Genomic DNA, 23,708 nt, shown 5'->3' with positions numbered 1-23,708 from the left:
GCTCATCGGCAGACCTCCGACCACGGGCCGTTGCCGCCGGCGGGGTTGAGCGACGTCTCGCCCAGCGCGAAGGCCAGCGAGCACACGTAGACGTTGAGCGCGCTCTCGTAGGAGGTGCCGCGCCCCAGCGCCTCGAAGGTGCCGCCGAAGGAGCGCAGCGCGCGGTTGAGCCGCTGCCGGTTCTGCGCCAGGAGCCTGGCCACCTGGGCGAAGCGGGCGAAGGCGACGTCGGCGGGCCCGCGCAGCTCGGTCAGCAGCGACGAGGTGGACCCGACGAGCCGACCGACGCCGTCGACGGCGTCGCCGATGGCCTGGCGGTCGCGGGCCAGACCGGTCATCAGCAGCCGCAGCTCGCGCACGGTGGCGGCCACCTGGGCGTCCTGGCCGGCGAGGTTCTCGAGCACCGGGGTGAGGTTGGTGAGCACCTCGCCGACGAGCTCGTCGCGGTCGGCCAGGAACGTCGTCAGCTCCGCCGTCTGCCCGAGCAGGGTCTCCACCGTGCCCCCCTCACCCTGCAGCACCTTGATCATCGAGGTGGAGAGCTCGTTGACCTCGGCGGGCTCGAGCACCTCGAAGAGCGGACGGAAGCCGTTGAGCAGCTCGGTGAGGTCGAAGCCCGGGCTGGTGCGCGCGAGCGGGATGCGCGCGCCGTCCTCGAGCGGCTCGCCGCGCGGCCCTTCCTGCACGAGCGCCAGGTAACGCTGGCCCAACAGGTTCTGGTAGCGCATGACGACGCTGGTGGTGTCGAGCAGCGGCTGGTCGTCGACGACCTCGAGGCGCACCTCGGCGGACCGGCCGTCCCCGCTGACGGCGATCGACTCCACGCGCCCGACCCGCACGCCGGCGACGCGTACGTCGTCGCCCGGCCGCAGCCCGCTGACGTCGCTGAAGGTCGCGGTGACGGTGCGCGACTCGGCAGCCAGCCCGTTGACCATCGTGTTGACCAGCAGCACCAGCAGCACGGCGCTGGCGGCCACGAAGGCCGCGAACTTCAGCGCGGTGGTGCGCAGCCCCGTCATCGCTCCCCCTCCGGCTCGTCGGTGCCACCCGCGGTGCGCAGCAGCGCCCGCAGTCCGGCCTGCTCCAGCGCCTCGGCGCGACGTTGCGCCGCGCGGTCGCGGGGCCCGGCGGTGCCGTAGCGGGGCCGGTCGTCACTCGTGTAGTACGGCGGGGCGTCCAGCTGCAGGATCCCGTCGGTGAGCACGAAGCCCTCGCGGACCGCCCCCGGCAGCTCCTCCCCGAGGGCGATGTTGGTGCGCGTGGAGCCGGTGATGGCGGCGCGGCGGTTGTCGTGGACCGCGTCGAGCAGCAGCGCCGCGTTGTCGAGCATCGCCACCAGCTGACGCTGGTTGGTGTCGAGGAAGGTGCGCGAGGACCGCGCCAGCGAGGTGCCCCCGGCGATCAGCGCCACGACGGAGGCACGCTGGGTCACCAGCGTGTCGAGGGTGACCAGGGCGTCGTCGGTGGCCTGCAGCAGGTCGGGCGCCACGCGGTCGACGACCTCGAGGTTGGTGGCCAGCTTCGCCAGGTCCGAGCGCACGAGTGGCAGCTCGGGCACCAGCCGCTGCACGTAGCGGTCGGCGAGGTCGATGGTGCGACCCAGCCGCGCCCCCCGCCCCTCGAGCGCCTGCGCGGCCGAGCCGAGCGCGGCGGAGAGCTCGGCCGGGCCGAGCGCCGTCGTGAGCCGGTCGATGTCGTCGAGTGCCTGCTGCAGCTCCAGGGTGCCCTGGGTGGTGTCTGCCGCGATGCTGTCGCCCGGCTCCAGGGCGTCGGGCGAGACGCCGTCGTAGACGACGAGGTCCACGAAGGAGGTGCCGAACACCGTGGCCGGCAGGATCCGGGCCACCACGTTGGCGGGCACGGTGGCCATGTGCTCCTCGGGCATCGTCATGGAGACCCGGACGCCGCCCTGGGGGGCGCGGCCGACCTCGTCCACCCGGCCCACGATGACCCCGGAGATCTTGACGTCGGAGCCCTCGCGCAGCGACCCGCCCGCGTCGGTGACGACGGCGGAGACCCGCGGGTCGCCACCGACGGCGCCGGTGGTGCGCGCGTACGCCAGCCCGACCAGCCCGGTCAGGAGGGCGAGCACCAGCACGCCACGACCGGCGAGGGCGCGGCGGGAGGGCTCACCGCGGGGGCGTCGACCGACCACGGCGTTACCCCGAGACCCGGAAGCCGGGGTCGCCGCCCCAGAAGATGAGCGTCATCACCATGTCGAGCACGACGACGACCACGATGCTGGCGCGGATGCCGGCTCCGGTGGCCTCCCCCACCGCCTGCGGTCCGCCGCTCACGCGCAGCCCGTACCAGCAGTGGATCAGCGCGATCGCGAGTGCGAACACCAGGATCTTGACGACGGAGAGCAGCACGTCGCGACCCTGGATGAAGGTGGAGAAGTAGTGGTCGTACTGGCCGGGCGACTGCCCGAAGAGCACGACCACCGAGACCTGGGAGGCGATGTAGGAGCCGATCAGCCCGATCAGGTACAGCGGCAGGATGCCGGCCATGCAGGCCAGCACCCGGGTGGCGACCAGGTAGCGCATCGGTCGCACCGCCATCACCTCGAGCGCGTCGACCTCCTCGTGGATGCGCATGGAGCCCAGCTGGGCGGTGAAGCGGCACCCCACCTGGGCTCCCAGCGCCAGGGCCGCCACGAGAGGAGCCAGCTCGCGGGTGTTGGCGCTGGCCGAGACGAAGCCGGTCAGCGGCGCCAGCCCGACGAGCTCGAGGCCGTTGAACCCCTCGATGCCCAGCGAGGTGCCCGCCGAGAGCGAGAGGAGGACCATCACGCCCACGGTGCCGCCGCCGACGATGATCGCGCCGGACCCCCAGGCGATGTCCTTGAGCTGACGCAGCACCTCGCGCGGGTAGAGCCGCAGCGTCGCGGGCACGGCGCCGAGCGTGGTGGCCGCGAACGTCGCGAACGAGCCGAGCTGGGCGAAGGCGGCGAGGACGGCGTCGAGCAGGCTGATCGCCGCGTGGCCGATCCGGCTGCCCGGGCCCCCGCTCGCCCTCCCGGCGGGCAGGACCGCCATCAGGCCACCGCCTGCGGCACGAGCATCACGTAGGCCTGGGTGATCAGCACGTTGGCGAAGGCCAGCAGGATCACGCTCACCACCACCGCCTGGTTGACGGCGTCGGCCACGCCCTTGGGGCCGCCCCGGGCCGTGAGCCCCTTGTGGGCCGCGACGATCGTGGCGATGAAGCCGAAGACGAGCGCCTTGAGCTCGGCCAGGAGCAGGTCGCTGGGCTGGCTGAAGCTGACGAAGCTCTCCAGGTAGGCGCCCGAGGAGATGGTGCCGCTGCCGACGTTGAGCGCGAACGCCGTCACCATCGCCGTCATCGCCACCACCACGGTGAGCAGCAGCGCCACCAGCAGCGCGGCCACCACCCGCGGTGCCACCAGGCGCTGCACGGGGTTGATGCCCATCACCTTGAGGGCGTCGATCTCCTCGCGCACCGTGCGCGCCCCCAGGTCGGAGGTGATGGCCGAGCCGACGGCACCGGCGATCATCAGCGAGGTGACCAGTGGCGCACCCTGGCGCAGCACGCCGATGCCGTTGACCGCGCCGCTGAACGAGGTGGCGCCGATCTGGTTGGCCACGGCCCCGATCTGCACCGAGGTGATGACGCCGAACGGGATGGCCACCAGGATCGTGGGCAGCAGGGAGACCCGGGTCATGAACCACGCCTGCAGCAGGAGCTCCGACCAGGAGAAGCGGCGGGCCACGATGTCGCCGACCGCGGTGGTGGCCGACTCGACGCCGAGCGCCACCAGGTGACCCGAGGTCACGACGCCGGCGCGCGCCCGCCCCGCCAGGTTGTCCACGCCCGAGCGCCCCGCACGACCGATCGTCGTGGCGATCGTGGTCATGGCGGCTCCGGGTGGTGCGGCTGGCGTTGGCTGAGGAGGCGGGTCAGGCCTGCGGGATGTCGATCAGCGAGGCGAGGCGCAGGGCGTGACCCCGGTCACCGCGGACCTTCAACTGGCCGCGCATGACCGCGGTTACGGGTCGCAGGTGGCCGGTCGCGAGCCGCAGGAAGTCGTGGGCCTGGCAGGTGACGGTGGCGTCGCGACCGGCGCCGTCGGTGCCGTCGTGGCGGGCGGCGGCGTCGTCGAGACGGGTGACGACGGCACGCCCCTCGGCCACCAGCACCTCGTACCGCTCGATCACGCCCGCGGGGTGCCCCAGCAGCCGGAACCCGACGCACAGGCGGGTGCCGCGGGCGCGGCGCAGGCTGAGTCGCTCGGGCAGCTGCCGGAAGATCTCCTCCAGGACGACGCCGCGCAGGTCCGAGCCCATGATCCGCACCAGGTGCGCGACAGGCACGGTGCCCAGCACCCGCGCGACCTCCGACGCCTCGAGCGCGACGGGCTCGACCGCGACCTGGGGATCGGCGGCGCTGCGGAACGAGCCGGCCAGGCCCAGCGCCAGGTCGAGGTCACCCTCCACCTCGAGGCGGCCGCCGAGCAGCAGCAGCCCGGCGCTGGTGATCCCGGTGGTGAGCGCCTCCAGGGCGTCCAGCTCGCAGCGCAGGACGACGTCGGGCCCCGCCGCGTCCGCGCCCGGCACGGTGCGGACACCGGCGTCGAGCAGCAGCACGACCGGCTCGAGGTCGCGGCCCTCGTGGTGGGCGCGCACCAGCACGGCGCCGCGCAGCGCCTCCAGGCGCTCGGGCAGCAGGCGCCGCGGCAGGTCCTCGACCACCCGGGCCAGTCGTGCCGCGGCCGGAGCCGTGGCGGTCGCCGTCGCCGTGGGCTCGAGGGGGCGGGCGGTGAGGTCGCGTGGCATGGGTCCCCCGAGCGTCGGTGAGCGTCGTCGCGGGCGCGTTACCTGCTGACAGGAGTAACAGATATCACAGTCCGCGCCGCACCGGCAGGTGCGTGCGCGGAGCCATCCGCGCGCCGCGCCGCGGCCGGTGCAGCCCGGCCAGCGCGATCAGCGCCGGCACCCGGCCGCGGTGGGGCCGCCACGGCTCGAGGAAGGACTCCATCTCGGCGTCGTCGAACGGCGTGCCCGTGAGCGCCCAGCCGACGTCCTTGGCCACGTGGTAGTCGCCGAACGAGACGGCGTCGGGGTCGCCGTGGGCGCGCTGGCGCACCTCGGCGCTCGTCCACACGCCGATGCCGGGCAGGGTCCGCAGCCGGCGGTCGGCCTCCTGCGGCGGCAGGGTGGCGGTGCGCTCGAGGGCGTCGGCGACCCGCGCCACCGTCACGATGGCGCGCGAGCGGGCGTGGTCGACGTGCATGGCCAGCCACTCCCAGGAGGGCACGCGGCGCAGCGCGGCGGCGTCGGGCTGCACGCGCAGGCCGATCGCCGCACCCGGCCCGGGCGCGGGCTCGCCGAAGCGCTGCACCAGGCGGCGGAACCCGGCGAACGCCTCCTGGCCGGTCACCTTCTGCTCGATGATCGCCGGCACCAGCGCCTCCATGACCAGGCCGCTGCGCCCCAGGCGGGCGTGCGGGAAGCGCCGCCGCGCCTCGGCCAGCACCGGGTGGCGCGGCTCGAAGTCGCTCCAGTCGTCCTCGGCGCCGAGCATCGCCGGGACGGCGTCGAGCGCCCACGTGGCGCCGGGCCCCCAGGCGCGCGCCCGCACCTCGCCCGCGCTGCCGGCCTTCGGCCTCGGCTCGAGCCGCAGCGTCACCAGGCCCTCGGGCGTGCGCAGCCCGCGCCAGTAGCTGCCCCCCTCGTCGACGTGGAAGGTCGGGTCACCACGACCGTGGCGGTGCAGGTGCAGCACCTGCCCCAGCGAGCAGGGCCAGTCCGGGCGCCACAGGCGCTCCTGCTCACGCTCACCCTCGCGCGCGTCGTGCTGACCGACCACGGTCCGACTCTAGGCCGCCGTGGTCCTGCGTGGGCCCGGGACCGGCCCCGCGCTCCTAGAACCTGTTCTACCCTGCCGCCATGGTCCTCCAGATCAGCGACGACGCCCGCGTGCGCACCCTGACCCTCGACCGAGCCGAGGCGCTCAACGCCTTCGACGAGGCGCTCTACGACGCCACGACCGACGCGCTGCTCGCGGCCGCCGAGGACCCCGACGTCGCCGTGGTGCTGCTGACCGGTGCCGGTCGGGCGTTTTCCGCCGGCACCGACCTGCTGGAGATGCACCAGCGCGCCACCGACCCCGACTTCGTGCCCGGGCGGCACGGCTTCGTCGGGCTGGTCGACGCCCTGGCCGCGTTCCCCAAGCCGCTGGTCGTGGCCGTCAACGGGGTGGGGCTCGGCATCGGCACCACCGTGCTCGGCTTCGCCGACCTGGCGTTCATGGCCTCCACCGCGCGGCTCAAGTGCCCGTTCACGAGCCTCGGCGTCGCGCCCGAGGCCGCCTCCTCCTACCTGCTCCCCCGCCTGGTCGGGCGCCAGCAGGCCGCGTGGCTGCTGCTCTCGGCCGAGTGGATCACCGCCACCGAGGCCCTCGCGATGGGCCTGGTGTGGAAGGTCTGCGAGCCCGAGGACCTGCTCGACGAGGCCCACCGCCACGCCGCCCTGCTGGCCGCCCGGCCGATCTCGTCGCTGGTCGCCGTCAAGCGCACGATGACGGCGCCGCTGCGCGCCGGGGTCGAGGCCGCCCGCGAGCTCGAGAACGCCGCCTTCGCCGAGCTGATGGGCGGACCCGCCAACCTCGAGGCGCTCACCGCCTTCGCCGAGGGGCGCGAGGCCGACTTCACGTCACTGCCGCCGGGCTGGTGAGGGCGGGCTGGTGAGGGCGGGGTCGTGAGGGGGGACCCGCGGCGGCGGTGCCTGCGCACCCGTCGCCCGGCGCGGATCGGTCACTGACACACCGCGACCTCCGGGCCACCCGGTCGCGGCGCCCCCGGCGGGTACAGTCTTCGTGACAGCACGAAGGCCTTTCACCACTTGGGGACACCGATGCCCGACACCGCACGGCCCCGCCGGCCCCGGCTCGACCAGGAGACCGTGCTGCGCACCGCCGAGCTCCTCGTGGACCGCGAGGGCTACGACGCGCTGACCATGACGCTGCTCGCTGGCGAGCTCGACACCCGGGTCTCCTCGCTCTACAACCACGTGGCCAACCTCGAGGACCTGCGCTCGGCGCTGCAGGTGCGGGCCATGCAGATGATGGGCGAGGCCGTGCGGCGGGCCGCCATGGGCCGCGCGGGCACCGACGGGCTGCGCGGCCTGAGCCACGCGCTGCGCACCTTCGCCCGCGAGCACCCCCACCGCTACGCCGCCCTGACCCGCCCGCCGGTCGACCGTGAGGCCTTCTTCGAGGCCGCGATGCCCGTGATCGAGGCGATGACCGTGATGGTGCGCTCCACCGGACTGGCCGAGAGCGAGATCCTGCCCACCGGCATGGCGATGTTCTCGGCACTGCACGGCTTCGTCTCGCTCGAGGCCAGCGGCTACTTCGGCGGCGTCCCCGACCTCGACGCCGTCTTCGAGCAGGTCATCGAGGGCGCCGTCGCCGGCGCCGTCCCCGCCGTGGTCCGCACACCCGCCTGACGACGCCGCGGGTGGCCGGGCCTGTCGGTGCCGCCTGCCACGATGGCGAGGTGCTCCTTTCCGACCTCGTCGCCACCTCGGCCGCCGTGGCCGCCACCCGCTCGCGCAAGGCCAAGGTGGCGGCACTCGCCGAGCTGCTCTCGCGCGTCACGCCCGACGTCGACGCAGCGGACACCCTGCCCTACGGCGAGCCCGCCGAGATCGAGATCGTCGTCTCCTACCTGGGCGGCGCCCTGCTGCAGCGCCGCACGGGGCTCGGCTACCGGGGGCTCAGCTCGCTGCCCGAGCCCGCCGCGGAGCCCGAACTCACGGTCCGCGAGGTCCACGAGGCCTTCGAGCACCTCGCCGGGCTGGAGGGCAAGGGCTCCCAGGCGGCTCGCGCCACCGCGGTGGTGGAGCTGTTCGGCCGCGCCACCGCCACCGAGCAACCCTGGCTGCGCGGCCTCGTCACCGGTGAGGTCCGTCAGGGGGCGCTGGACTCGCTGGTGCAGGAGGCCCTCGCCCAGGCCAGCGGAGTCCCGCTGACGGCGCTGCGCCGCGCCGCCATGCTCGCCGGCGCCACCGTCGCGGTGGCCCGCGCCGCCGTCACCGGCGGCGAGGCCGCGCTGGCCGAGGTCGGCCTCGAGGTGCTGCGCCCGGTGCTGCCGATGCTGGCCTCCACCTCGCCGAGCGTCGGCGAGGCGCTCACCAAGGCCGCGGGCAAGGCCGGGGGGCCGGTCGCCGTCGACACCAAGCTCGACGGGATTCGGGTGCAGGTGCACCGCCACGGTGAGGAGGTCGTCGTCGCGACGCGCTCGCTGGAGGTGATCACCGAGAGGCTGCCCGAGGTGGTCGAGATCGTGCGCGCCCTGCCCGCCACCTCGCTGGTGCTCGACGGCGAGGTGCTGGCGCTCGACGACACCACCGGGCGCCCGCGCCCGTTCCAGGAGACCGCCTCGCGCACCGCGATGAGCGAGGGCGTCGTCGTCACGCCCTACTTCTTCGACGTGCTGCACCTCGACGGCACCGACCTGCTCGACTCCCCCGCGCACGAGCGCCTCGACCTCCTCGAGCAGCTGGTGCCCGAGCGGCACCGGGTCGCCCGGGTGGTCACCGACGACGCCGCCGAGGCCGAGCGGTTCCTCACCGAGGTGGTCGCCGCCGGCCACGAGGGTGTGGTCGTCAAGCAGCTGGCCGCGCCCTACGCGGCCGGGCGTCGCGGGTCCGCGTGGGTCAAGGTCAAGCCGGTGCACACCCTCGACCTCGTGGTCGTGGCCGTCGAGCGCGGCTCCGGCCGGCGCCGGGGGTGGCTCTCCAACATCCACCTGGCCGCCCGTGACCCCGACTCCCCCACCGGCTTCACGATGCTCGGCAAGACGTTCAAGGGCATGACCGACGAGATGCTCGCCTGGCAGACGCAGCGCTTCACCGAGCTCGCCGTCGAGGAGCGGGCCGAGGGCCAGCGCGGTGACGACGGCGACTGGGTGGTGCGGGTGCGCCCCGAGCAGGTCGTCGAGATCGCCATCGACGGCGTCCAGCGCTCCACCCGCTACCCCGGTGGCGTGGCCCTGCGCTTCGCCCGCGTGGTCAGGTACCGCGACGACAAGTCGCCGGACGAGGCGGACACCCTGGCCACCGTGCAGTCACTCCTGACGTAGACCGGCGTCGGAGCCGCCCGGAGGAACGACCGGATCACCGGCGAGGTGCGTCGTCAGCACCGCCGCCAGCTGCTCGGGGGCCTCCTCCGCCATGTGGTGCCCGGAGTCGATGACCGCCGAGCTGACGGTCGCGCTGCACCACGGCTGCCAGACGGCCGCCGGGTCGCCGTAGAGGTCCGCCATGTCGTCGTGCCGTGACCAGGCCACCAGCGTCGCGCACTCGATGCGCCGGCCGGCGGCTCGGTCGGCCTCGTCGGCGTCGCGGTCGGGGCCCAGCCCGGCCCGGTAGTCCTCGATCATGGCGCGGACGGTCAGCGGGTCGCTGACGGCCTCCCGGACGTCGGCGTGATTCTCCGCGCCCATCGTGTGCGCGTCGAGCCGGTACCAGGCGTCCGGATCCGCGGCGACCACGCGCTCGGCGTGCGGGGAGGCCCCGAGGAAGAACCAGTGCCACCACGCGGTCGCGAAGCGCGCGTCGACACGCTCGAGCGCCTCGAGGACGGGGATGCTGTCGAGCACGGCCAACCTGCTCACCCGCTCGGGGTGGTCCAGCGCCGCGCGGTACGCGACGTAGCTGCCCCGGTCGTGACCGACGACGGCGAACCGCTCGTGGCCCAGGTGCGCGGCCAGGGCGACGACGTCCGCCGCCATCGTGCGGTCGCAGTAGACCCGGCGATCCTCGTCGGGGTCGGGCTTGGAGGAACGTCCGTAGCCGCGCAGGTCCGGGCAGACGACGCGGTAGCCGGCGTCGGCGAGCAGCGGAGCGACGCGGTGCCAGGTGGTGTGCGTCCGGGGGTGGCCATGGAGCAGGACGACGGCCGGGCCCTCCCCGCCCACCCGGACCCGCAGCTCGACGTCGTCGGCCACGCGGACTCGCTCGAGGTCGAAGCCGGGGAACATCTGCCCATGCTGCCAGCGCTGGTGGTGACCGCGCAGCGGTGACCTCTCAGGCGTGTCGTCGCTCGCGCGCGGCTGCCAGGATCCGCGGGGCCTCCATCGCCAGGCTCAGCGCGGCGATGCCCGCGCCCAGCGCGGTGTGCGGCCGGCGCACCCCCCGCTCGCGCAGGCGGCGCACGATCGCGCGCGAGACCCGCGGCGTGGCGAGCAGGCTGCTGACCGACGTCGTCATCCCGGCGGCCATCAGCAACGGTCCACCGCGCACCGGCTCAGGCGCGGCGCCCCGCGGCGAGCCGTCCCCGGCGACGGTGGTTCCCCGGCGCTCACGCTCGAGCGCCACCATGGCTCCGGTCGAGCCGGCTCCCAGCGCCAGCTTGGCACCCCGCAGGGCCCAACGACCCTCCACGTAGTCGGGCAGGGCGGTCCAGACGAAGGCCGTGACGGCTCCCACGGTGGCCTGGGCCAGGTCGACGTCGCGCTCGAGCATGTCGCGAACCTACGCGACCTGCGGGCGGGGCGCTCTCAGCCCCGCACCAGCGCCAGCGCGGAGAGCACCAGGTAGTCGCGCACCTGCTGGGCCGAGATGTCGCCGACCGTGGGCACCCCGGGGGCGGCCTCCTTGACCAGGATGCCGACGCGGGCCAGCTGCAGCGAGCCCAGCCCGTTGGCGTAGAGCATGTTGGCCAGCAGCACGGGGTCGCCCGGCACCTCGAACTCGCCGTCGGCCTGCCCGCGCTCGAGCACGCCGGAGAGCACCGCGAGGCACGAGGAGATGGCCCGACCGAGCCGGAACAGCGCCCCCTCGGAGATCTCGCCGAGCAGCTCCTCGCCGCTGCGCCGCATCAGTGCCTGGGCGCAGTCCACGAAGGGCGGGTGCGCCAGCCCGTAGTCCACGAACGCGCCGACGATCGCCTCCAGCCGGTCGCGACCGGTGGCCAGCCCCTCGGCGGCCCCCGTCATCGCCGCGCGCAGCTCGTCGAGGTAGCCCACCAGGGTGAGCGCGAAGAGCTCCTCCTTGCCGGTGAAGTGGCGGTAGAGGATGGCCCGGTTGACGCCGACCGCCCGCGCGATGTGCTCGATCTGCACGTCGGTGTCACCGCGGGAGTCGAACAGCTCACGGGTGGCAGCGATGATCTGCGCCTCGCGCGCCCGGCGCCGGGTGGCCGCCGCGGTGCGCCGACCGTCGGTCTCGGGCGCGGTGCTGGGAGGCATGAAGGGAGTGTACGAGGTGTGCAACTCGCAGTTGCACGAGTGTGACAGGAGGCTCACCCGCCCGCAGCCCGGGCCCGGCCCGCCGTCAGGACGACGACGGACCGGGCCCGGTCGGCACAGGTCGATCAGGCGAGCCGGATCACGGGCGCTCGAGGATCGCGACGACGCCCTGGCCGCCGGCGGCGCAGACCGAGATGACCCCGCGGCCGGAGCCCTTCTCGGCCAGCAGCTTGGCCAGCGTGTTGACGATGCGGCCGCCGGTGGCGGCGAACGGGTGTCCGGCCGCGAGCGAGGAGCCGTTGACGTTGAGCTTGGCGCGGTCGATCGAGCCCATCGGCGCGTCGAGGCCCAGGCGCTCCTTGCAGAACACCGGGTCCTCCCACGCGGCGAGCGTGGAGAGCACCTGCGAGGCGAAGGCCTCGTGGATCTCGTAGAAGTCGAAGTCCTGCAGGGCCAGGCCCTCACGCTGGAGCATCCGCGCCATCGCGTAGGCCGGCGCCATCAGCAGGCCCTCGCCACCGTGCACGTAGTCGACCGCCGCGGTCTCGGAGGCGGTGATGTAGGCCAGCACGGGCAGGCCGCGCTCCTTCGCCCACTCCTCGCTGGCCAGCAGCACCACCGAGGCGCCGTCGGTGAGGGGGGTGGAGTTGCCGGCGGTCATGGTGGCGGCCTCGCCCTTGCCGAAGACCGGCTTGAGCTTGGCCAGCTTCTCGACCGAGGAGTCGGCGCGCAGGTTGTTGTCGCGCTCGACGCCGCGGAAGGGCGTCACCTGGTCGTCGAGGAACCCGCGCTCGTAGGCGGCGGCGAGCTTCTGGTGCGAGGAGGCGGCCAGCTCGTCCTGCGCCTCGCGGGTGATCTGCCACTCCAGCGCGGTCAGCGCGGCGTGCTCGCCCATCGAGAGGCGGGTGCGGGGCTCCCCGTTCTGCGGGATCTCCAGGCCGATGTCGCCGGGGCGGATGGCGCCCAGCGCCTTGACCTTGCCGGCCGTGTCACGCGCGGCGTTGACCTTCATCAGCTTCTTGCGCAGCTTGTCGCTGATGGCGACGGGCGCGTCGGAGGTGGTGTCGGTGCCACCGGCGATGCCGACCTCGATCTGGCCCAGGGCGATCTTGTTGGCCACCTGGATCGCGGCCTGCAGGCCGGTGCCGCAGGCCTGCTGGATGTCGGTGGCGGGGCTCTCGGGCGAGAGCTTGGAGCCGAGCACCGCCTCGCGGGTGAGGTTGAAGTCGCGCGAGTGCTTGAGCACCGCGCCGGCCACGACCTCGCCCACACGCTCGCCCTCGAGGCCGAAGCGGGTGACGAGGCCGTCGATGGCGGCGGTGAGCATCTCCTGGTTGGACACGTTCGCGTAGGCGGTGTTGGACCGCGCGAACGGGATGCGGTTGCCGCCGATGACGGCGACGCGACGAGTCTGGGATTCCATGGCACGATTGTGGCCCGGACTACCCGCGGGTAACAACCCGGTGAGTGCCACGTCACCAAATGTGGACACTGAGTTACACCCGCGGTTACATCATCCTCGCACCGGCCCGCCAAGGCGCCGGCCGCGCCCGCCCGCCTCACCGCACCCCCGGAGGACCCCACCGCCATGAGCGACCGCTACCAGGGCTTCACGACGACCCCGATCGGCAAGCTGCTGGTCAAGAACCTCGGACTGCCCAGCCCGACCAAGCTCGAGCGCTACACCGCCGGCGACCCGCTGGTGCAGGGCACCGTGCTGGTCGGCGGCACCGGCCGTCTCGCGGAGTCGCTCCCCGGCCTGCTGGACACCGTCGGCATCGCCAGCACCCCCGTCGCCGGCGACGGCGAGCGGTTCAAGGGCCTGGTCTTCGACGCCACCGGGCTCACCAGCGCCGCCCAGCTGAGCGCCCTGCGCGACTTCTTCACCCCGGTGATGCGCAGCCTCGAGAGCTGCCCGCGGGTCGTCGTGATCGGCACCCCGCCGGAGCTCGTCTCCGGTGCGGAGCGCGTCGCGCAGCGGGCGCTCGAGGGCTTCACCCGCAGCCTGGGCAAGGAGATCGGTCGCGGCGGCACCGTGCAGCTGGTCTACGTGGCCGAGGGCTCCGAGGCGGCCGCCACCAGCACGCTGGGCTTCCTGCTCTCCCCCAAGTCGGCCTACGTCTCGGGCCAGGTCGTGCGGATCGGTGCCCACGGCACCGCCGACGTGCCCGAAGTGGCCGACCAGACCCGTCCCCTCGCCGGGAAGATCGCACTGGTGACCGGCGCCAGCCGGGGCATCGGCGAGCAGATCGCCCGGGTCCTGCACCGCGACGGCGCGACCGTGGTCGGCGTCGACGTGCCCCAGGCGGCCAGCGACCTGCAGTCGCTGATGAAGGAGCTCGACGGCGACTGGCTCACCCTCGACATCACCGGCAAGGACGCCCCGCAGCGCATCGCCCACCACCTGTCGGAGAAGCACGGCGGCGTCGACGTCGTCGTGCACAACGCCGGCATCACCCGCGACAAGAAGCTGGCCAACATGGGCGAGGACCGCTGGGACTCGGTGATCGCCGTCAACCTCACCGCCCCCGAGCTGATCACCCGCGAGCTGCTCGACCAGAAGGTGGTCAACGCCGGCGGCTCCATCGTGGGCGTCGCCTCGATCGCCGGCATCGCCGGCAACGTGGGCCAGACCAACTACGCGGCCTCCAAGGCCGGCGTCATCGGGTTCGTGGACTCGCTGGCCGACGAGCTCTCCGACGGCATCACCGTGAACGCGGTGGCGCCCGGCTTCATCATCACCCAGATGACCGCCGCCGTGCCGTTCGCGACCCGCGAGGTGGGGCAGCGGCTCAACGCGATGGCGCAGGGAGGTCTGCCCGTCGACGTCGCCGAGACGATCGCCTGGTACGCCCACCCGGGCTCCAGCCAGGTCAACGGCAACGTGGTGCGCGTGTGCGGCCAGATGATGCTGGGGGCCTGAGCATGGCCTCGACCTCCTCCGGCCCCGCCGCCTCCAAGCAGGTCACGCCGGGCAGTGGTGGGATCCCGGTGCTGCTCAAGGCGGCACTGCCCTCGATCCCGGTGATCAACAGTCTCCCCGGCGTCAAGAAGGCGTCACCGAAGGGTTTCACCGGACTCGGCTACAGCCGCCCGCCGGTCACCGCGGAGCGTGCCCACGTGGAGGCCTACGCACAGGTGTGCGGCTTCCCGAGCAAGGACACGGTGCCGCTCACCTACCCGCACATGCTGGCGTTCCCGCTGCACATGGCGATCATGACCGACGCCGCCTTCCCGGCGCCCGCCATCGGCACCGTGCACCTCGAGAACGCCATCACCGCCCACCGCGCCATCGGTGTCGGCGAGCAGCTGGGCGTGACCGCGCGGGTGGGACCCGCCCAGCCGCACCCCAAGGGCACCACCTACGTGTTCAGCACCGAGGTGCGTGACACCGAGGGCGCCGTGGTGTGGGAGAGCGAGTCGACCTACCTGCGTCGCGGCAGGGGCGACGACGACGCGCCGAGCGGCAGCGTCTTTCCGCCGGTCACCCCGAACGGCATCGTCTGGAAGCTGCCCGCCGACCTGGGCCGGCGCTACGCCGCCGTCTCCGGCGACCACAACCCGATCCACCTCTACCCGCTCACGGCCAAGGCGCTCGGCTTCCCGCGCCAGATCGCGCACGGCATGTGGAGCAAGGCGCGGGTGGTGGCGGCGCTGGAGAACCGGTTGCCCGACGCCGTCCGCGTCGAGGTGGCCTTCAAGAAGCCGATCGTGCTGCCCGGCTCGGTCGAGCTCGGCACCGAGACCACCGACGACGGCTTCGCCTTCGCGCTGAGCTCGCCGCGCTCGGGTGCCCCGCACCTGGTCGGCGCCACGCACGCGCTCTGACGCCGCGCCCGTCGCCCGTCCGTCCGCGCCGCGAGGCACGGCTCAGCCGGTCGGGCGGCGGGCCTCCCGGGAGCCCAGGGCGATGACGCCGGCCCCGAGCACGGTGACTCCCGTGACGACGAGCACCGCGGCGTCCCAGCCGGCGGCCGGCGTCGCACCGGCCGCCACGACGCTGACCACGATCGTGATGCCGCAGGCCGCCCCGAGGTAGCGCGCGGTGTTGTTGGCGCCGCTGCCCATGGCTGCCCGGTCAGCCGGCACGCTGGCGACCGACTCGCGACCGAGGATGGCGTTGAGCACCCCGGTGCCCGCGCCGGCGACGGCCATCGCCAGGGAGAGCCGCCAGAGCTCCCCCGCGGTGTCGACGCCGTAGGTGAGAAGCTGCCCCGCGGCCACGACCAGCAGCAGCACCGCTACCGGTCCCCCGCCGACGAGCGGGTGCGGGATGCGCCGGACCAGCAGCGCGGCCACCACGCTCGCACCGGCCCAGACCAGCACCGGGACGCTGGCGGTCATCAGGCTGACGCCGAGCGCGAGGCGTCCGTGGGCGGGGACGTAGGCGGACAGGCCGATCATGCCCAGCCCGACGACCAGCGAGCCGAGCGTCGCCGACCGGAAGCGCGGGTCGCGCAGCAGTCCGGTGTCGACGAGAGGGTCGGGCGCGCAGCGCTCGACCAGCGCGAAGGCGCCCAGCAGGACCACGGCCCCCAGGGCCAGGGCGAGCACGAGGCCGTCCACGCCCTCGCGCGCCTCGGTCAGCATGGAGACGAGCACGGCCAGCGCAGCGGTGAGCAGCAGGCCGCCCACCACGTCGGGTCGGCGACGGACGAGGGCGGAGGAGGAGGCGACACGCCCCAGGGTCGGCACCACGAGCGCGGCGGCGAGCACGACGACCACGACGTAGGCCGTGCGCCAGCCCGTGACCTGGTCCAGCAGCGCTGCGAGCACTGCTCCGGCACCGATCCCGAGGCCTACGCTGGCGCCCCAGACGGAGGTCGCGCGCACGCGCTCGGGGCCGAGCGTCGTCGCGTGGGCCAGCACCGCCAGCCCGCACGAGAGCACCGCTGCCCCACCCACGCCCTGGAGCAGGCGTCCGGCCACGAAGAGCACCTCACCCTGCGCTAGCGCGCAGACCAGGGCCCCGACACCGACGGCGCCCAGCCCGGCCAGGTAGACGCGGCGCCGTCCCAGCGTGTCGCCCAACACCCCGGCCGCCAGGAGCGCGGCCGCCAGGCCGACGCTCATCGAGCTGAGGATCCAGGCGCGCCCGGCCGGCCCGGCGCCCAGGTCGGCCGCCGTGGCCGTGACCGTGGCCATCGGCGTCACGTAGGTGACCAGGACCAACGCCGTGCCGAGCGCCACGGGCGCGAGCGCCGCGGGAGCAGTAGTAGGTTTGACATTCAAACTCACAGCCGGGACGCTAGCACGCGTGAGCGCTGCCGAGGTACCCGTTGCCGGCCCGGTCTCACTGGCAGACCTGCCCGGCCGGCCGTGCCCGATCGCGGCCTCCCTGGAGGTCGTCGGCGAACGGTGGGCACTGCTCGTCGTCCGCGAGATCTGGTTCGGCAGCACCCGGTTCACCGACATCGTCCGTGGCACGGGCGCGCCCCGCGACCGCGTGGCGGCTCGCCTGAAGGTGCTCGAGCAGGCCGGTGTGGTGCGACGCGAGGCCTACCAGGACGCGCCGACGAGGTACGACTACCGGCTCACCGAGTCCGGGCGCGCGCTCGTCCCCGTGCTGCGCGCCCTCCTCGCCTGGGGCCGCGAGCACGCGGTCTCCCCCGACGACCCCCTCCTCCACCTCTCCGAGAAGAAGGACCGACGCCCGTGAGCCCCGACCCGACTGCCGCTCCCCCCGACACGACCCCCGACTGGGGCGAGGCCCGTGAGCGGACCGTCAGCTGGCACGACCCGATGATCGGCGCCGGTGCCGCGATGTCGATGACCGGCCTGGACTACCTGCGCGCCATGGCCGACGGCGTGCTGCCACCGCCACCCATCTCGCAGCTGATGCAGATGGGGCTGACCTCGGTGGAGCACGGCCGGGTCGAGTTCACCTGCGAGCCCGACGAGTCGGCCTACAACCCCATCGGCGTCGTGCACGGGGGGCTGGTGTGCACGCTGCTCGACTCGGTGGCCGGCTGCGCGCTGCACAGCACCCTGCCAGCCGGCCGCGGCTACACCTCGATCGAGATCAAGGTGAGCTACCTCAAGGCCGTCACCGCGCGCAGCGGCACCCTCACCGCCGTCGGCACCGTGGTCAAGGGCGGCTCGCGGGTGGGCTTCACCGAGGGCGTCGTCACCGACGCCGCTGGCAAGGTCGTCGCCACCGCCACCAGCACGCTGCTCGTCTTCGACGTGGCCTGAGAATGACCGAGGGCCCCGCGGACGATCCCTGGGGTGTCCCTCAGAGCCCCAGTGCCAGCACCAGGGCGCGTGCGCCCGTCGTCAGCGGCATGCGCGGGCGACGCGCTTCTTGGCGTTGTGGACGGCCTTCTCGGCGTCGGCTCGGTTCTGGGCGGCGAACTCGTAGCGCCGCTGCGCCTCCTTGAGCAGGCGCTTGTTGCGGGCGTTGGGGGTGCGCTCGAAGCGCTCGCGCGCGCGGTCGCGGGCAGCCTTGGCGCGGCCCTCGTTGTACCTGGCGCGGTCGAGCCGGTCCTCGGCGCGCTCGAGGCTGGCCTTGGCCTTCGCGCACGCCCGGGCACCGGTCGTCGTCACACGATCGGCGGTGGCGCTCGCCGAGACGGCGACGGGGGCCGGCGCCGCCGTGGCGGTGACCGGGGCGGCCAGGAGGCCGAGGGAGAGGGCGCCGGCGGCGAGGAGGCCGGCAGGACGCAGCCGCGTGGTCGTCGTCATGGCGGTCACCGGCACTGCTCGTAGTAGGCCGCCTCGGCTCGCTTCAGCGCCTGCTGGGCGTCGGCCAGCCTCACGTCCGCGCGTCGGTAGTTGGCCGACGCGGCCTGCACCCGGCGGCGGTTGGTGAGGGACGGGTTGTTCGCGTACGCGCGCTTGGCGGCCGAGTACCGGTCGGTGGCCGCCTGCATGTTCGCCACGGCCGCGCGGTAGTCCCTCTTCGCCACGGACACGCGCCGCTTCAGCGTCGCGCAGCTGGCCTTGGCCGTGGTGACGTCGCTCGAGACGGCCGCCGCCGCGGCCGGGGCGGCCTGGGCGCCGGCGGGCGCGCCGAGCAGGGTCACGGAGGTGGCGGCGGCGGCCAGCAGGGAGGCGGCGCCGAGGCGGAGCGAGGGGCGGGTGGGCGGTCGGGAGGCGCGAGGCGCGCTGGTGAGGGAGCTCATGCGACGTGATCTACCCGACTGCACGCGCGTCGAAACGCGCCAGCCGCGACCGCGTCAGTCGCGCGGCTTCACCGGGCGGATCAGGCCCTCCTGCGCCACCGTGGCCACCAGCGTGCCGTCGGTGGTGTAGACGCGACCCAGCGAGAGGCCACGGGCGCCCTGCGCCGAGGGCGACCACTGGTCGTAGAGCCACCACTCGTCGGCGCGGAAGGGGCGGTGGAACCAGATGGTGTGGTCGAGCGAGGCCATCTGCACCCGCGTGGGGTCGGTCTCGTGGGCGGCCAGGCTGGCGCCGAGCAGGCTCACGTCGCTCGCGTAGGTGAAGGTCGCCAGGTGCTCCAGCGGGTCGTCGCCCAGCCCGCCCTGGATCCGGATCCACATGCGCGCCTGCGAGGGGTGCTCGGGGTCCTCCGGGAGGCCGTAGCGGGAGTTGCCGAGGTAGCGCACCTCGAGCGCCGCCCACTCCTTGCCCAGCGCGTCGGCGTCCTCGTTGCCGCGGTCGCGCATCAGCTCCACGAGGTCCATGCCCTGCTCGGGGGTTCCGACCTCCGGCATGGCGTCCTGGTGCTCGAAGCCCTCCTGGGCGCGCTGGAAGCTGACCGTCTGGTAGTAGATCGGCCGGCCGTGCTGGCGCGCCATCACCCGGCGGGTGACGAACGAGCGGCCGTCGCGGATGCGCTCGACGTCGTAGATGATCGGCACGCCGTAGTCGCCGGGCAGCAGGAAGTAGCTGTGCAGCGAGTGCACGTGGTACCCGTCCTCGATGGTCCGCGACGCGGCCACCAGCGCCTGCGCCGCCACCTGACCGCCGTAGACGCGCTGACGCACCGACTCGGGCTGCCGCCCACGGAAGAGGTCGACGTCGAGGTACTCCAGGTCGAGCAGCGAGACGAGCTCGCGCGCGGCGGAGGGCTGGCCGGGCTGGTCGTTCATCGGGTGCCTCCCGTGCCCCAGCCGTCGGCGGGCGGCTCGTCGGTGTCGTCGTCCCCGGGCTGCTCGAGCCCGGCCAGGAACTGCTCGAACTCCTGCCCCAGCTGCTCGCCCGTGGGCAGCGGCTCGTCGCCGGCCAGCAGGTTGGCACCGGACTCCTCGGCACGGGCGAAGGAGTCGTACTGCCGCTCCAGCGCCGAGACTACGTCGGCCACCTCGGTGTTGTCGGCCAGGTGAGCGGTGATCTCGACCTCGCGCTGGGCGGCCGCCTCGCGCAGGTCTGACAGGTCGATCATCAGGCGTCCGCCGACCTCGAGCCGCTCCAGCAGCTCGACGGCGGCGCGGGGGTAGTCCAGCTGCGCCAGGTAGTGCGGGATGTGCGCCACGAAGCCGAGCGCGGCGTGACCCCACTCCCCCAGCCGGAGCTCGAGCAGCGACTGGGCGCTGCTCGGGATGCGCAGCTCGCCGGCCCACCGGCTCTCACCGACCAGCAGCTCGGGTGCGTTGGCGTGCGGCGTGATGGCGATGGGGCGCGTGTGCGGCACGGCCATGGGGACCGACCCCAGGTTGACGACGCGCGTGACGCCGAAGCGCTCCACGACCTCGCGCACGGCGAGCGCGAAACCCTCCCAGCGGTTGTCGGGCTCGGGTCCGTGCAGCAGCAGGTACGGCGCACCGCTGCTGTCGTGCAGCAGCCGCACGACCAGGCGCGGCGCGTCGTAGTCGTCGTAGTGGTCGCGGACGAAGGTCATCGGAGGGCGCCGTGCCCGGTAGTCGTGCAGACGGTCGACGTCGAAGGTCGCCACCACGGTGCCGGTGCGGCCGTCGCGCGCCGTGGAGGTCGTGACCAGGTGCCCGGCGGCGAGCGCCGCGGCGTTGCCGGCGTCGAGGAAGCCGTCGAGGACGACGACCATCGTGAGCGTGGTGAGGTCCTCCAGCTCGGGCACGTCGTCGACGATGTGCACCAGTCGGGATCCGTCGCTCACAGGCACGACCCTATTGCGTCGGCGACGCCGCAGGCGGCGCGGGCTGCGTGCCGCGCCGGGCGGTGTCGGGCAGGTCACCCTCGGACCCACTGCCGGACCCACTGCCGGAGCCGCTGCCGGACCCGTACGTGACGCGGATCAGCTTCGCGGCCTGGCGGGCCAGTGCGCGGCGGTTGAAGCCGGTCAGCGACTCGAGCCGGGAGTCGACGGCGGCCGCCCGCTCGCCGGCACCCGCCTGCTCCGGGACGGCGGCACCGGTGGCGTCGAGCTCGTCGAGCAGCGCCCACAGGCCGGGTGCGCCGAGCGTGGAGGCGAGCGCCTCGCAGGCCCACCACGAGACGGCGTAGCCGACCTCGTCGTCCTCGGCGAAGGCCTCGTCGGCGGGCAGGTCGGTGAGCGTGCGCGCCGTCGCGGCCCGCACGGCGGCCCGCGCGATGCGGCGCTGCTCGAGGGGCAGCGGCTGCACCGAGACCCACTCGGCCAGCCCCTCGCTCAGCCACACCGGGGCGTCGTCGTCGTGCACCCCGACGGCCACGTGGGTCAGCTCGTGGCGCAGCAGCCGGTCGCGCACCGGACCCTGCACCTCGAGCATCCGGGGGTGCAGCGCGACGCGTGGCGTGGTGCCCTCGCCCGTGCTGAAGGCGAGACCGTCGAGCCGTTCGGGCACCCCGCCCAGCGGCGGCTCGATGCTCGTCAGGAAGTCGGTGGTGGAGAGCGCGTAGAGCACCACGGTGCCGTTCCACGGGTAGGGCACCACGCCGTCGACGTCGGCCAGCGCGCGTTGCGTGGCCGCCAGGAGCGGCTCGGCGACCGCGACCGACTGCTCGTCGAAGACGCCGAGGACGCCGTCGGTGCGGCGGACCTGCACGGCCACGTCCCCGTCGTCCCAGGGCTGGCTCCAGGGTTGCGCGGAGGCCTCCCAGGCGGGGTCGTCGACCGAGCTGACGACGAGCTCCCCTCCGCTCGCCGTCGGGTCGGGTGAGAACCGGTAGCGGTCGCGGGTGGTCACGGGCGCCTCGTCGAAGCCGTCGAGCAGCGTGCTCACCTCGACGACCGCCCAGTAGTCGTCGCCCTCGCGGACCAGCGAGCTCGGCAGCGCCTGGATCTCGAGCGAGGCGAGGGGCAGCTGGGCCACGCTGTCGAAGTAGGTGCCCTGCTGGGTGGTGAACGCGAGGTCGGTGAGGTCGAGCGTGGCGGCGAAGGCGGCGCGGTCGCCGGCCACGAGCGCCGCACTGCGCGCGGCGAGCGCGCGGTCGAGCCGCGGCACCACCCGCCGTGCCCGGGTCAGGGCCAGACCGCCCTGACCCAGAGGCGTCGCGCCCTGGCTGGCTGCGCCGTCTGCGGGAGCGGTGCTCTCGTCGGGCGTCGCGGTCTGCGCGGACGATCGGGGAGAGGGGACCTCGGGATCGGCGGAGGAGCAGGCGCACAGCGCGAGGACCAGGACCATGGCCGCGCCGGCGGCCGGCCGGCAACGTCCTGCTCGTGGCCGGCGCACTCGGGACGCAGTCTCAGCCTCAGCCGGCGTGGTCGGCATCGACCGTGCGCTCCCCCACCCCGGTGTCGGGTCCGACCTCGGGTCGCGCGGAGACGTGGGCGGCGACGTCGCGGGCGATCGCCTGACCGGTGAGGCCGATCCGTTCCATGATGACGGCGCGCTTGGCGTGGTCCAGGAACTCCTGCGGGATGCCGCGCACCTGCACGGGCGTGGTGACGCCCTGCGCCGCGAGGGTCTGGGTGAGCACGGATCCCACTCCCCCGACCACACCGTTGTCCTCGAGACTGACGACGAGCTGGTGCTCGCGGGCCAGCTGCACCAGCGCCGGGTCGACGGGCTTGACCCAGCGGGGGTCCACGACGGTGACGCCGATGCCCTGGGCGTCGAGCAGCTCGGCCGCCTCGACGGCGGCGGTGGCCATGGCCCCGACGGCCACGAGCAGCACGTCACGCGGCCCCTGGCGCACGAGCACGTCGACGCCACCGACGCGCCCGACGGCCTCGATGTCCTCGGGCGGCGGACCCTTGGGGAAGCGCACCACGGTGGGCGCGTCGTCCACCAGCACGGCCTCGTCGAGCAGCTCGCGCAGCCGGCTGGCGTCACGCGGCGCGGCCAGGCGCAGGCCGGGCACCACCTGCAGCATGGACATGTCCCACATGCCGTTGTGGCTGGCGCCGTCGTCGCCGGTGACCCCCGAGCGGTCGAGCACGAAGGTGACGCCGCAGCGGTGCAGCGCGACGTCCATCAGCACCTGGTCGAACGCCCGGTTGAGGAACGTCGCGTACACCGCGAAGACCGGGTGGAGCCCACCCATGGCGAGGCCGGCGGCCGAGGTGGTGGCGTGCTGCTCGGCGATCCCGACGTCGATGGTGCGCTCGGGGAAACGGCGCTGGAACGCGTCGAGGCCCACCGGGTGCATCATCGCCGCGGTGATGGCGACGACGTCGGGACGCCGCTCGCCGACCTCGACGATGGCGTCGGAGAAGTGGTCGGTCCAGATCCGGCCCTTCGGCTTCTCGGCGCCGGTCTGCACGTCGAAGGGCCCGGGGGCGTGGAACTGGTCGGCCTCGTGCCGCTCGGCGGGGTCGTAGCCGAAGCCCTTGCGGGTGATGGCGTGCACGATGACCGGGCCGCCGAAGCGCTTGGCCTTCGCGAGCGCCTTCTCCATCGCGGCACGGTCGTGGCCGTCGACGGGGCCCACGTACTTCAGGCCGAGGTCCTCGAAGAGACCCTGCGGCGCCAGGGCGTCCTTCATGCCCTTCTTCATCGCGTGCAGCGCGTCGTAGGCGGCGGGACCGACGCCGGGCACCGCGTTGAGCCGCCGCTTGACGACGTCGAGGACGTGCTCGTAGCGCGGGCTGGTGCGCAGCGAGGTGAGTGCGGTCGCGAGGCCCCCGATGGTCGGGGTGTAGGAGCGACCGTTGTCGTTGACGACGATGACCAGCCGGCTGTCCTTGGCGATCGCGATGTTGTTGAGCGCCTCCCAGGCCATGCCGCCGGTGAGCGCGCCGTCGCCGATGACGGCCACGGTGTGCCGGTCCTCGCCGCGGATGGCGTAGGCCTTGGCCAGCCCGTCTGCGTAGCTGAGCGCGGTGGAGGCGTGGGAGTTCTCGACGATGTCGTGGGCGGACTCGGCCTGGCTGGGGTAGCCGCTCATCCCGCCCTCGCGGCGCAGGGTGGCGAACTCGGCGTGACGACCGGTGACCAGCTTGTGCACGTAGGACTGGTGACCGGTGTCGAAGACCACGCGGTCGCGGGGGCTCTCGAAGGTGCGGTGGATCGCCAGGGTGAGCTCGACGACGCCCAGGTTGGGGCCGAGGTGGCCGGTGTTGGTCGCCACGGTGCGGATCAGCAGGTCGCGGATCTCGGCGGCGAGCGCGTCGAGCTCGTCGTCGCGCAGGCCCCGGAGGTCGCCGGGGCCGGAGATCGTCTCGAGGAGGCCCATACCGGCGAGTTTA

Annotated in this window: 24 protein-coding genes; 7 read left to right on the top strand and 17 right to left on the bottom strand. The window is 73.8% G+C overall.

Features of this window, described 5'->3' with window-relative positions; translation table 11 throughout:
• Positions 1-2: 2 nt before the first annotated feature.
• The 6 genes from ABD948_RS14915 to ABD948_RS14890 form a co-directional block, all read right to left on the bottom strand.
• Positions 3-1,019 carry an MCE family protein gene (locus ABD948_RS14915; protein ID WP_345267204.1) on the bottom strand — a complete coding sequence of 339 codons (1,017 nt, stop codon included), beginning with the start codon at positions 1,017-1,019 and terminating at the stop codon, positions 3-5.
• On the bottom strand, positions 1,016-2,155 hold the full coding sequence (locus ABD948_RS14910; RefSeq protein WP_345267202.1) for an MCE family protein: 1,140 nt from the start codon (positions 2,153-2,155) through the stop codon (positions 1,016-1,018). Before ABD948_RS14910 ends, ABD948_RS14915 begins: the two co-directional genes overlap by 4 nt.
• 4 nt (positions 2,156-2,159) lie before the next feature.
• Entirely contained in the window at positions 2,160-3,038 is an 879-nt protein-coding gene (locus ABD948_RS14905; protein WP_345267200.1) for an MlaE family ABC transporter permease, read from the bottom strand.
• A complete protein-coding gene (locus ABD948_RS14900) occupies positions 3,038-3,877 on the bottom strand; it encodes an MlaE family ABC transporter permease (protein ID WP_345267198.1) in 840 nt (279 codons plus the stop codon). The genes ABD948_RS14905 and ABD948_RS14900 overlap by 1 nt, the downstream gene beginning before the upstream one ends.
• A gap of 43 nt (positions 3,878-3,920) precedes the next feature.
• A complete protein-coding gene (locus ABD948_RS14895; protein ID WP_345267196.1) occupies positions 3,921-4,796 on the bottom strand; it encodes an SCP2 sterol-binding domain-containing protein in 876 nt (291 codons plus the stop codon).
• A gap of 64 nt (positions 4,797-4,860) precedes the next feature.
• Positions 4,861-5,829, bottom strand: coding sequence for a DNA-3-methyladenine glycosylase family protein (locus tag ABD948_RS14890; protein ID WP_345267194.1), 969 nt, complete (start codon positions 5,827-5,829; stop codon positions 4,861-4,863).
• A gap of 80 nt (positions 5,830-5,909) precedes the next feature.
• On the opposite strand from ABD948_RS14890, the gene ABD948_RS14885 reads away from it, so the two are divergent.
• The 3 genes from ABD948_RS14885 (at position 5,910) to ABD948_RS14875 (ending at position 9,106) form a co-directional block, all read left to right on the top strand.
• Positions 5,910-6,695, top strand: coding sequence for an enoyl-CoA hydratase/isomerase family protein (locus ABD948_RS14885; RefSeq protein ID WP_345267192.1), 786 nt, complete (start codon positions 5,910-5,912; stop codon positions 6,693-6,695).
• Positions 6,696-6,875: 180 nt separating this feature from the next.
• Positions 6,876-7,469, top strand: a complete 594-nt coding sequence (locus ABD948_RS14880) for a TetR/AcrR family transcriptional regulator (protein WP_345267190.1) — start codon at positions 6,876-6,878, stop codon at positions 7,467-7,469.
• Between the two features lie 50 nt (positions 7,470-7,519).
• Positions 7,520-9,106: an ATP-dependent DNA ligase gene (locus tag ABD948_RS14875; RefSeq protein ID WP_345267188.1), complete on the top strand. Its 1,587-nt coding sequence runs from the start codon at positions 7,520-7,522 to the stop codon at positions 9,104-9,106.
• Here the strand turns inward: ABD948_RS14875 and ABD948_RS14870 are convergent.
• The 4 genes from ABD948_RS14870 to ABD948_RS14855 all read right to left on the bottom strand — a co-directional run bounded on the left by ABD948_RS14870 (position 9,092) and on the right by ABD948_RS14855 (position 12,638).
• The gene (locus ABD948_RS14870; RefSeq protein ID WP_345267186.1) at positions 9,092-10,006 is read right to left on the bottom strand and encodes an alpha/beta fold hydrolase; all 915 of its coding nucleotides are present in this window, start codon (positions 10,004-10,006) and stop codon (positions 9,092-9,094) included. The two genes, ABD948_RS14875 and ABD948_RS14870, sit on opposite strands and share 15 nt — an antisense overlap.
• A gap of 46 nt (positions 10,007-10,052) precedes the next feature.
• Positions 10,053-10,490 (bottom strand): hypothetical protein, encoded by a 438-nt coding sequence (locus ABD948_RS14865; RefSeq protein WP_345267184.1) that lies wholly within the window; start codon positions 10,488-10,490, stop codon positions 10,053-10,055.
• A 35-nt stretch (positions 10,491-10,525) separates the two neighbouring features.
• Positions 10,526-11,215, bottom strand: coding sequence for a TetR/AcrR family transcriptional regulator (locus tag ABD948_RS14860; protein WP_345267182.1), 690 nt, complete (start codon positions 11,213-11,215; stop codon positions 10,526-10,528).
• A gap of 139 nt (positions 11,216-11,354) precedes the next feature.
• Positions 11,355-12,638, bottom strand: a complete 1,284-nt coding sequence (locus ABD948_RS14855; protein WP_345267180.1) for an acetyl-CoA C-acetyltransferase — start codon at positions 12,636-12,638, stop codon at positions 11,355-11,357.
• Between the two features lie 165 nt (positions 12,639-12,803).
• On the opposite strand from ABD948_RS14855, the gene ABD948_RS14850 reads away from it, so the two are divergent.
• Both ABD948_RS14850 and ABD948_RS14845 read left to right on the top strand, forming a co-directional pair.
• Positions 12,804-14,138 carry a 3-oxoacyl-ACP reductase gene (locus tag ABD948_RS14850; protein WP_345267178.1) on the top strand — a complete coding sequence of 445 codons (1,335 nt, stop codon included), beginning with the start codon at positions 12,804-12,806 and terminating at the stop codon, positions 14,136-14,138.
• Positions 14,139-14,140: 2 nt separating this feature from the next.
• Positions 14,141-15,043 carry a MaoC family dehydratase gene (locus ABD948_RS14845; protein ID WP_345267176.1) on the top strand — a complete coding sequence of 301 codons (903 nt, stop codon included), beginning with the start codon at positions 14,141-14,143 and terminating at the stop codon, positions 15,041-15,043.
• 42 nt (positions 15,044-15,085) lie between these two features.
• Here the strand turns inward: ABD948_RS14845 and ABD948_RS14840 are convergent, their stop codons facing one another.
• Complete coding sequence (locus ABD948_RS14840) at positions 15,086-16,453, bottom strand: MFS transporter (protein ID WP_345267174.1); 1,368 nt, start codon at positions 16,451-16,453, stop codon at positions 15,086-15,088.
• Between the two features lie 19 nt (positions 16,454-16,472).
• On the opposite strand from ABD948_RS14840, the gene ABD948_RS14835 reads away from it, so the two are divergent.
• A complete protein-coding gene (locus ABD948_RS14835) occupies positions 16,473-16,874 on the top strand; it encodes a winged helix-turn-helix transcriptional regulator (RefSeq protein WP_345267172.1) in 402 nt (133 codons plus the stop codon).
• The gene (locus tag ABD948_RS14830) at positions 16,871-17,410 is read left to right on the top strand and encodes a PaaI family thioesterase (RefSeq protein WP_345267170.1); all 540 of its coding nucleotides are present in this window, start codon (positions 16,871-16,873) and stop codon (positions 17,408-17,410) included. The genes ABD948_RS14835 and ABD948_RS14830 overlap by 4 nt, the downstream gene beginning before the upstream one ends.
• Positions 17,411-17,491: 81 nt before the next feature.
• Here ABD948_RS14830 and ABD948_RS14825 read toward each other — a convergent pair whose 3' ends face one another.
• The 6 genes from ABD948_RS14825 to dxs all read right to left on the bottom strand — a co-directional run bounded on the left by ABD948_RS14825 (position 17,492) and on the right by dxs (position 23,695).
• Positions 17,492-17,899, bottom strand: a complete 408-nt coding sequence (locus ABD948_RS14825) for a hypothetical protein (RefSeq protein WP_345267168.1) — start codon at positions 17,897-17,899, stop codon at positions 17,492-17,494.
• 5 nt (positions 17,900-17,904) lie between these two features.
• On the bottom strand, positions 17,905-18,339 hold the full coding sequence (locus ABD948_RS14820; protein ID WP_345267166.1) for a hypothetical protein: 435 nt from the start codon (positions 18,337-18,339) through the stop codon (positions 17,905-17,907).
• Positions 18,340-18,393: 54 nt separating this feature from the next.
• Positions 18,394-19,272 (bottom strand): acyl-CoA thioesterase, encoded by an 879-nt coding sequence (locus ABD948_RS14815; RefSeq protein WP_345267164.1) that lies wholly within the window; start codon positions 19,270-19,272, stop codon positions 18,394-18,396.
• Positions 19,269-20,255 carry a PAC2 family protein gene (locus ABD948_RS14810; protein ID WP_345267162.1) on the bottom strand — a complete coding sequence of 329 codons (987 nt, stop codon included), beginning with the start codon at positions 20,253-20,255 and terminating at the stop codon, positions 19,269-19,271. Before ABD948_RS14810 ends, ABD948_RS14815 begins: the two co-directional genes overlap by 4 nt.
• 10 nt (positions 20,256-20,265) lie before the next feature.
• Entirely contained in the window at positions 20,266-21,702 is a 1,437-nt protein-coding gene (locus ABD948_RS14805) for a hypothetical protein (protein WP_345267160.1), read from the bottom strand.
• 67 nt (positions 21,703-21,769) lie between these two features.
• Positions 21,770-23,695: a 1-deoxy-D-xylulose-5-phosphate synthase gene (gene dxs, locus ABD948_RS14800; RefSeq protein ID WP_345267158.1), complete on the bottom strand. Its 1,926-nt coding sequence runs from the start codon at positions 23,693-23,695 to the stop codon at positions 21,770-21,772.
• Positions 23,696-23,708: the final 13 nt, after the last annotated feature.

Origin of the sequence: Nocardioides nanhaiensis (genome assembly GCF_039542785.1) — a bacterium.
In the GTDB taxonomy this organism is placed as follows: domain Bacteria; phylum Actinomycetota; class Actinomycetes; order Propionibacteriales; family Nocardioidaceae; genus Nocardioides; species Nocardioides nanhaiensis.
This window is presented reverse-complemented; position numbering and strand designations above follow the sequence as displayed.

Excerpts from the sequence above, each read along its gene's own strand:
- ABD948_RS14915 (WP_345267204.1), bottom strand. The coding sequence starts at position 1,019 with ATGACGGGGCTGCGCACCACCGCGCTGAAGTTCGCGGCCTTCGTGGCC.
- ABD948_RS14905 (WP_345267200.1), bottom strand. The coding sequence starts at position 3,038 with ATGGCGGTCCTGCCCGCCGGGAGGGCGAGCGGGGGCCCGGGCAGCCGG.
- ABD948_RS14900 (WP_345267198.1), bottom strand. The coding sequence starts at position 3,877 with ATGACCACGATCGCCACGACGATCGGTCGTGCGGGGCGCTCGGGCGTG.
- ABD948_RS14895 (WP_345267196.1), bottom strand. The coding sequence starts at position 4,796 with ATGCCACGCGACCTCACCGCCCGCCCCCTCGAGCCCACGGCGACGGCG.
- ABD948_RS14885 (WP_345267192.1), top strand. The coding sequence starts at position 5,910 with ATGGTCCTCCAGATCAGCGACGACGCCCGCGTGCGCACCCTGACCCTC.
- ABD948_RS14880 (WP_345267190.1), top strand. The coding sequence starts at position 6,876 with ATGCCCGACACCGCACGGCCCCGCCGGCCCCGGCTCGACCAGGAGACC.
- ABD948_RS14870 (WP_345267186.1), bottom strand. The coding sequence starts at position 10,006 with ATGTTCCCCGGCTTCGACCTCGAGCGAGTCCGCGTGGCCGACGACGTC.
- ABD948_RS14865 (WP_345267184.1), bottom strand. The coding sequence starts at position 10,490 with ATGCTCGAGCGCGACGTCGACCTGGCCCAGGCCACCGTGGGAGCCGTC.
- ABD948_RS14860 (WP_345267182.1), bottom strand. The coding sequence starts at position 11,215 with ATGCCTCCCAGCACCGCGCCCGAGACCGACGGTCGGCGCACCGCGGCG.
- ABD948_RS14855 (WP_345267180.1), bottom strand. The coding sequence starts at position 12,638 with ATGGAATCCCAGACTCGTCGCGTCGCCGTCATCGGCGGCAACCGCATC.
- ABD948_RS14850 (WP_345267178.1), top strand. The coding sequence starts at position 12,804 with ATGAGCGACCGCTACCAGGGCTTCACGACGACCCCGATCGGCAAGCTG.
- ABD948_RS14845 (WP_345267176.1), top strand. The coding sequence starts at position 14,141 with ATGGCCTCGACCTCCTCCGGCCCCGCCGCCTCCAAGCAGGTCACGCCG.
- ABD948_RS14825 (WP_345267168.1), bottom strand. The coding sequence starts at position 17,899 with ATGACGACGACCACGCGGCTGCGTCCTGCCGGCCTCCTCGCCGCCGGC.
- ABD948_RS14820 (WP_345267166.1), bottom strand. The coding sequence starts at position 18,339 with ATGAGCTCCCTCACCAGCGCGCCTCGCGCCTCCCGACCGCCCACCCGC.
- ABD948_RS14815 (WP_345267164.1), bottom strand. The coding sequence starts at position 19,272 with ATGAACGACCAGCCCGGCCAGCCCTCCGCCGCGCGCGAGCTCGTCTCG.
- ABD948_RS14805 (WP_345267160.1), bottom strand. The coding sequence starts at position 21,702 with ATGGTCCTGGTCCTCGCGCTGTGCGCCTGCTCCTCCGCCGATCCCGAG.
- dxs (WP_345267158.1), bottom strand. The coding sequence starts at position 23,695 with ATGGGCCTCCTCGAGACGATCTCCGGCCCCGGCGACCTCCGGGGCCTG.